This is a genomic window from Sulfobacillus sp. TH-112 (assembly GCF_057473405.1).
The window spans coordinates 1-5,531 of sequence record NZ_JBYCKN010000027.1 but is presented as its reverse complement, the minus strand read 5'-3'; the positions used below and the strand labels follow the sequence as shown (position 1 = coordinate 5,531).

At 52.5% G+C, this 5,531-nt stretch carries 3 protein-coding genes; all 3 read right to left on the bottom strand.

Features of this window, described 5'->3' with window-relative positions; all coding sequences use genetic code 11:
- Positions 1 to 2,172, bottom strand: a 2,172-nt coding sequence (locus ACOJWD_RS01855) for a glycosyltransferase family 2 protein (protein WP_486991524.1), incomplete at its 3' end; no start/stop codon positions are given.
- A 127-nt stretch (positions 2,173 to 2,299) separates the two neighbouring features.
- The gene (locus ACOJWD_RS01850) at positions 2,300 to 3,931 is read right to left on the bottom strand and encodes an exosortase/archaeosortase family protein (protein WP_486991523.1); all 1,632 of its coding nucleotides are present in this window, start codon (positions 3,929 to 3,931) and stop codon (positions 2,300 to 2,302) included.
- A 368-nt stretch (positions 3,932 to 4,299) separates the two neighbouring features.
- Positions 4,300 to 4,896 carry a hypothetical protein gene (locus tag ACOJWD_RS01845; RefSeq protein ID WP_486991522.1) on the bottom strand — a complete coding sequence of 199 codons (597 nt, stop codon included), beginning with the start codon at positions 4,894 to 4,896 and terminating at the stop codon, positions 4,300 to 4,302.
- Positions 4,897 to 5,531: the final 635 nt, after the last annotated feature.

Sequence of the window (5,531 nt, the reverse complement as noted above, 5' to 3'; positions counted from 1 at the left end):
TCCGTGTTGGGTTTTTTCCCAATGAGAAGGCCTTCGCGCCAGTTGCAGTAAGGCTTTCCATGACGCGAGCGACATCATTGCCCAGTACATGGGGGTCAAAAGAGTGGAAGGAATAAGGTGCCAGAGCCCGCGTTTGGCCGCGCCAACGGCGTTTAAATAAGTGAAGGCGAAGTTCCCCACTATGAGGTTCAGCATGCCCAAATAATAAATGCCGGGCGGGAATAAGTGAGGGATGAGGCTCCATTGGGTCATGAACCAGAGAGATGTCAGAAGCCAGTAGACGGGGTTAAGTAAGAACATTAGTGGGGTTCCCAAGATGGCAAGCTGAAATCCCCAAAAACCGCGACGACCTAAGTGGCGATGTAATTGCACCGGGTGGAGCATATGGACTAACCAGGTTTGCAGGTAGCCTTTGATCCACCGAGAACGCTGGCGGATCCAATTGACGAAATCTGAGTTGGCTTCTTCGAGGGTCACCGATTCTATCACGGCCGTGCGATAGCCGGCCTTATAGAGTCGCATGCCCAGATCCGCGTCCTCAGTGACGTTAAAGGGATCCCACGCACCGAGTTCCCGCAATACTTGAGTGCGGAAATGGTTGGAGGTACCCCCGAGGGGAATAGGAAGCTTGGCAGCGTAGAGAGCGGGGAGAAGTAAGTCAAACCAGGCGCTATATTCGGCCGTAAACCACTGCGTCAGAAGATTTTGCGATGCGTTGAAATACGAGAGTTTGGCTTGGACGCAAGCGAGGTGTTGATCCCCCTCTTGAAAGGCCAGGAGTGCTTTTTTTAACTGTAATGGTTCAGGCAAATCTTCGGCATCAAAAATGGTGATAAATTCGCCGCGAGCTCTCTGCAAACCGAAGTTACAAGCCTTCGGTTTGGTGCGTGGTTCGGCGACTGGCACTATCACAATGTCAATGTAACTGGGTAGGTTGGCACCTCGCGCAGCGTTGATGGTGTCCGTGTCATCCGCCTCAAGGAGAAGCTTTACGTCAAGACGATTTTTCGGATAGTCTAACTGCTCTAAAGCCGCCGTTAAATAGGGCAACACCGCTGCTTCATCGCGAGCAGGTATTAAAATTGTATACCATGGTAAGGTGGTGTCATCCATGGCGGCCAGGTTGTCCTCACTGATTTTTAAGTCGGTGTCCGCTTGAGTGCCTTTGTTAATAATCCAGAGGCGGTGACCGACAAGGATACCATACATGATGACGAGGAGGCTACTTAGCACTGTCAGCGTAACTTCCGCGTGCCAAACCATCAAGCCCAGCACAATAGCGCTAATCGCTGCGATCACCAACTTTTGGCGACGTGTGACCGTTCGGGTGGCCGAATCCTCAGGTCTGATGGTGGCCAATTCCGTTTGACTTAACGATAAATCTTGATGACCAAAGAATTCGGCCAGCCGACGTTCGATATCACGACGCCCGGTAATAACAGCGGTCACCCTCTTTGGGGTACGATCACTCAGTAATGCGCGTCCTTGGCCGTCGAAAGGGTCGACCAATGCGACCGAGAGTTGCTGCTCGTCTTGTTGAAGCGGGACCATACCATATCGTCGCCATTCAGTCTCTGTGAGGAGATTCCAGCCGGAGTCTTCTTCGCTGGTTAGAACCTGAGCGGAGGGCTTCTCTCTCACGGGATCGGATGAGGCGATGGAATCCTGCAATAGGTTGGCGGTGTGAATCCCAGTCTGGGCACTTAAAATTTCGGCAACATCCCAGCTGGTCAGGGTATTGAGGGACAGGCAGACTTCCCCCAAGGGACCACCTTGTTGCTGTTGGATCTGAAGAGCGTCGTTCAATTCGGAGGGAGTCAATCGCTTTTGTTCTATGGCAATTTCTCCAAAGGAGGGATGGTACTCCTCTGGCGTGCCATAAATGTGCCATTGAGCCAAGATGAGGTCGACCTGAACCGCCCGAAAGAACTTAATCGGGGAAAGGGCCGTGAGGCTCTTCCAAGCTTCTTTGGACAGTGGTTTCGCAATGGCGACCCAAAGCTGACCACCTTGCCAGCGAAAGGGTAGAACGCCGAATTGACGTGCGAATTGTGGGGAAATCATATAGGCGGCAGAGAGGTCAATGCCGTCAGCCAAAGGATGGCTCGGCACATCGCTAATTAGGCGAATTGGCTCAAGCTCATAGACTTCCGTGAATTCTTGCATGTTCATTACTTTTCTCCTTAATTAACAGATAGATCGACAACGTAATTCGAGATTTAGCATACGCGTCCTCACGGTTTACGTCCGTGTCATTGAGAGTCTCAACGTGTGTCTCAATCATCCCGCAAGGCTGTCTCTATGCGGAGGTATGGTCCTTTAAACCGTCGGTGAACAGGTCTTTGGCCATCGTCACGAGAGTGGCGCGGGTCACTTGTAATGGTGAAGACCAATGCCCACTGGACGGCGGCGCGACCATAGCTTGAACGGGGGACAAGGGTAATAGGGCGTTAGTCGATGCACGTAACGGCAATTGTGGGCGCGATTGCGGAAAGGTGGCAATGGACCATCGGATATATTCAATGTGTCCGTGCAGAGAGATGGCATCGTTCCACTCGACATCCACATAGGTCGAGGAGGGCCCTCCGACATGATTGGGGGGAAGTGTGACCGCATAGGCGGTGGCTATCACCCCCGGGACTAACTGAAAGGAGCGGGTGGCGGATAAGACATCGCCATGATATAAGAGGCAGGCGTGAAATCCGTAAGTGGCTAAAGCGGTAGCATTGGGGGTACTCCACATTTCGACCATGGCCTCTCCTAAGCCGGATTGTTCAGTATACATGTCGGCTTGGGTCGCCGATCCTAATCCGAGAATGGACGATTCGTTAGCGTAGTAGAGGGGACTCTTTTGGAATGAGGCGAGGGTGGGTAGGAACGTATGCACGTTATAAGATGCGACCGGAGAGGGGTTGCCAAAAGATCCTTTGGGAAGAGAAAAGAGTGGCCACAATAGTCCCGCTACCATCCCTGACATGACGACGGACATGATGATTCTGCCCCAACCGGGAGTTCTCTGCATGCTGTGGCTCGCTAGTGGGGGGACTTCGAGACTCAGTGGGTGAAAGAGAGCGAGGACGACGATGACTAAAAAGGCAAACAACAGGAATCCCAGGACGGGATGGATATAGGTAAAGGTAAAACGGGGGCCAATGATGTGCACCGCGAAGACAATGATGGCCAGGCGCACCCAATTGAGAACCAAGGCACCCACCAGTGTCAATGCACTGAGAAAGAACTTACTGCGCCATGGGCCCTGAAACACAACCCAGACGACGGGAATGATGATGGCGGCTCCGAGGAGACTGTCGGCACCGCTACAGGCTTCGGCAACCACTACTAAAAACGGTTTCCCGTGATGAAGAACGGCAAAGGTTCCTGTGGCCGCTGCGGGTGTGAGCCAGACCACATGACGAGCGAGAGTGGTAAGGATGCCAATCGACCACTGCACCAAGACGGATTGGGTGGCATTGGCCAATCCCTCAAAAATGGGAGGCCATACCAAAAACAGATAGACTAATGGCCACAACAGGCGACGGGTATAAGGGAGACCCCATAGAAGCCACGTCATAGCAAGAATCCAAAATGGCCAAAGTAAGAGCCCCGCGTGTTCGTGGACAAAAAAGGCCGGCCACCGCTCCGGGGCAATCACCAGGGCGAGTCCGGTGACGGTGGCCAAGATGCCTCCCAAAATGATATTGAGCTCACTATCATCAAGGGACGGGTTAATGGGAGCGGAGATCATCTTCCAGATTGCCCATCCTAGGGCAATAATCGGGATCCAGACAAGGTCGGCAATGGGTGTGTCGGCCAAAAGGTTATTCCATAACGGGCTAGCGTACACAAGCAAGGGAACAACGGTGACGACGATCCAAAGAGTCCAAAGCCCCCAGTGGGGCCGTGGACGAGAAAGTGCAGTTGAGGGTGTCATGCAATCCACCTTTCCTAAGGCGAGTGTCGGTAGTGATGAGCTTATGGTAGAGAGTCGTCGGCGCTCTTGCAGTCGCACTGTCCGTCTCAAGGGCTATCTCAAAGCAGTACGACTCCGGTGAACTGGCATCGCGGTTAGGGGATAAGCGATGGTTGGCAGGCCGCTTGGCACTATGTACCAGAGATGTCGGACTAACGACGGTTGACATGGGAATTCATCAAGGTCGTTTAGGGGAGTGGACTTTCAGTGAACGCGCGCCCTACGCTTGGCTAACACGGGAGATGATGGCACCAGTGGGTTGTTAATACTTAAAGAAATCAGCCTCCTCGCGCCATTCGACGCGGGGAGGCTTCATTATAGGTCACATCTTAAGCATGGAGACGACGATACCACAGAGCCCCAAGACCGATGCCTAGTGCGGCCAAAGGCAACCCGGCGGCAAAGGGTACCTCAGGCATTTGGCCGGTAGGCAATGATCCGAATAGGGCTAACATCTCAAACGTTTCCGGTGAGGTACTCGTGGCGTGGTATTGGTTTGCGGGAATGAAGATCGTCGCGCTACCGCCTTCGGGAGAAGCTGTGCCGACGATGTAGGTTTCGGGGACACTATTGTTGATAGTGGTGCCCGCGTCGCCAATCAAAAGGACCGATTGATTAGCTTCTATTCCCGACCAAGTCCACACCGCTTGGTAGTCACCCTGATTGGGACCTGAGTTTACGTATGAAATGGTTAAGGTCCCTTCTTGTTGTGCGGTAAGTGTCGAACTAGGATCGGTATTACCGGGTAAAAGATCGGCATGCGATCCATGGGTTGCATAGTAAGTGGCACCGTTTTCGTTTATCGTCACGTACCCGGCGGCACTGTTATTGGTGATGGTCGGTGCCGTAGCCGCAAATGCGGCACTCCCCATCATGCCGAGCGCCATGACCGAGGCGCCAGTACCGATAAGCCATTTATTAACCATAAGAACCTCCTTAGGATTGAATCCTTTCTCTGACAACCGTGAAGAATCTGCGGTGACATTCAACTGCGGCATTCACAAAAAGACGACTTGCACACCATATCATGGACCTATTGGCGCTTCGGGGCAGTGTCAATCCTCATCTCACTAAGGGTTCGCTCTAGTCTTAATTTCTTGGTGTTTCTACACGGGATAAGCAAAAGCGTCTAAAGATCCTATAAAAACCAACCACCAAAGCTCAACCGGGACACGCCTTCGGATACGGCATGGGAGTATATTGTGGTGCCCAGATCCGGATCATTCACGGCACTAGTGGGCGACTTTGGGGGCTATAGAAGAAGTACGGGCTACGACTGTGGAGCAGTGATGAAAAGGGATGGGAATCGAGACAAGACCGGTTGAATACTGAGACCTAGGGCAAGACTGCGATGCGCTCTTTCACGCCATACACTGACCTCGGATTCATCGCTCTAGGTGCCGTTGTGGATGAGTACGGCGTCCATTGAGGTTTCCAGAAAGGGGTTTTAACCGTTTCATAAAGCTTTACCTATAGTTATCCATGGTTGTATAATTTAGGTATGAACCGGACACTTGTGGGCATTCGTGAAGCAGCCGAATTTTTAGGCGTGACTCCCTCG

What these genes read in the sequence shown, in the direction of transcription:
- ACOJWD_RS01850 (WP_486991523.1), bottom strand. Translation starts at nt 3,931, where the DNA reads ATGACACCCTCAACTGCACTTTCTCGTCCACGGCCCCACTGGGGGCTT.
- ACOJWD_RS01845 (WP_486991522.1), bottom strand. Translation starts at nt 4,896, where the DNA reads ATGGTTAATAAATGGCTTATCGGTACTGGCGCCTCGGTCATGGCGCTC.